The organism is Bacillus mycoides, assembly GCF_001757995.1.
GTDB lineage: Bacteria > Bacillota > Bacilli > Bacillales > Bacillaceae_G > Bacillus_A > Bacillus_A mycoides_B.
On the sequence record NZ_LXLV01000088.1, the window covers coordinates 1 to 1,397 of the forward strand.

General features: G+C 34.4%; 1 protein-coding gene and 1 pseudogene. One reads left to right on the forward strand and one right to left on the reverse strand.

Going from position 1 to position 1,397, the window contains the following annotated elements; all coding sequences use genetic code 11:
* Nucleotides 1-235: 235 nt before the first annotated feature.
* Nucleotides 236-757 carry a kinase gene (locus tag BWGOE10_RS27975; protein WP_070144496.1) on the reverse strand — a complete coding sequence of 174 codons (522 nt, stop codon included), beginning with the start codon at nt 755-757 and terminating at the stop codon, nt 236-238.
* Nucleotides 758-1,058: 301 nt separating this feature from the next.
* Here BWGOE10_RS27975 and BWGOE10_RS27980 point away from each other — a divergent pair.
* Nucleotides 1,059-1,385 (forward strand): annotated as a pseudogene (locus tag BWGOE10_RS27980) (IS6 family transposase); the annotation flags it as partial.
* Nucleotides 1,386-1,397 lie beyond the last annotated feature (12 nt).

A 1,397-nucleotide genomic window follows, 5' to 3' on the forward strand; every position in this document is an offset into this window, starting at 1 on the left:
GTGAAGCCTTACCTACAGAGGTAAGGCTCTTTTGTTGTATCTGAGGTTAATTTTTTTTGGAGGTACTCCAAAATATTGGGTTGATGGGCATGTGGTTCTACTTCTATCACTGAAAGTAAACTAATATTTAAAAGTTTACATTCGATAAAAGTAAAAAAAGAGTCCCATTAATTTAGGACTTTTTTTGTTTTATGTAAGAAGATGTTTTCGTGATTGGTTTAGTTATAGAGTTTCATTAGTGAAAATGTCCTTGAGATTCTTTAGGAACAGTTCCAATATCAGAGATAATCATTTTGATAGTTTCGTCTACTGACATGGTTTCGGAAATGATTTTTTCATTTGGTGAATTTAGAAAATCTTTATTAGTGTACCAAGCGGTTATTTCAGGTTCGCCAAAATCATCTCTGTTGGGTTTGGTTTTATGTCGAGCTATTGTTTCTTTGAGAGAAATGTCATAGTAATAGACGTGACTTTCTTCAAATATATCAATTAGTTCTGTAAGCATAGTTTTGTACTTACGAGTACTTAGAATGCCTTCTACAATTACATAGTTCATTTTACCGATACCGTACAGTGTGATTTGTTTGATAAGTTCAACAGATAAGTTCCCGACATTATCTTTTACACGAAGCATATCTCTACGAACTACATCTTGTGGAACTAAAAGAGTGCCTTTTAAGAGTAGCTGTAGTTGTCGGGCTACCGTACTTTTTCCTGAGCCTGAGTTTCCACGAATAATTATTAAAATAGTTTTCATGAGGCCTCCTTATTGATGATATGTTGGGCTGATTGTTCTAATAATAAATGAAAGTAAACTTCTATTCAAAAGTTTACTTTCGGGTGTTTTTGATAAATATGGATTTGAAGGTGTTGCATAAGAATTACCTGATCCTATTAGTCAGTGGTTGGTAGAATATAGTCAAAATGCTAAACTTATTAAGTAAGAGAGGAGAACTAATTAAATGAGGTTCTGGTGCAAAAACTTCAAGATAATTGCAATTAATCTCTAAATCTTGGACATACTGATACTATTACTCTAAAAAAGGTGCGTGATCAGTATGGAAAAGCGAAATTTATTCAAGTGGAAGCATTATCATCATGATATTATTTTGCAAACAGTAAGATGGTACCTACGGTACAACTTGAGCTTTCGTGATTTGGTGGAAATGATGGCGGAACGGGGCTTATCCGTTGCTCATACAACGATTATGCGTTGGGTTCATCAGTATGGTCCTGAATTAGACAAAAGAATCCGTCGTCATCTCAAGCAAACCAATGACTCTTGGAGAGTCGATGAAACATATATCAAAGTAAAGAGTCAATGGATGTACCTGTATCGTGCTGTCGATTCGAAAGGAAATACCATCGATTTTTACCTAAGCAAAGCAAGTTAGTAT

Coding starts and splice junctions, on each gene's coding strand:
- BWGOE10_RS27975 (WP_070144496.1), bottom strand. CDS start 757: ATGAAAACTATTTTAATAATTATTCGTGGAAACTCAGGCTCAGGAAAA.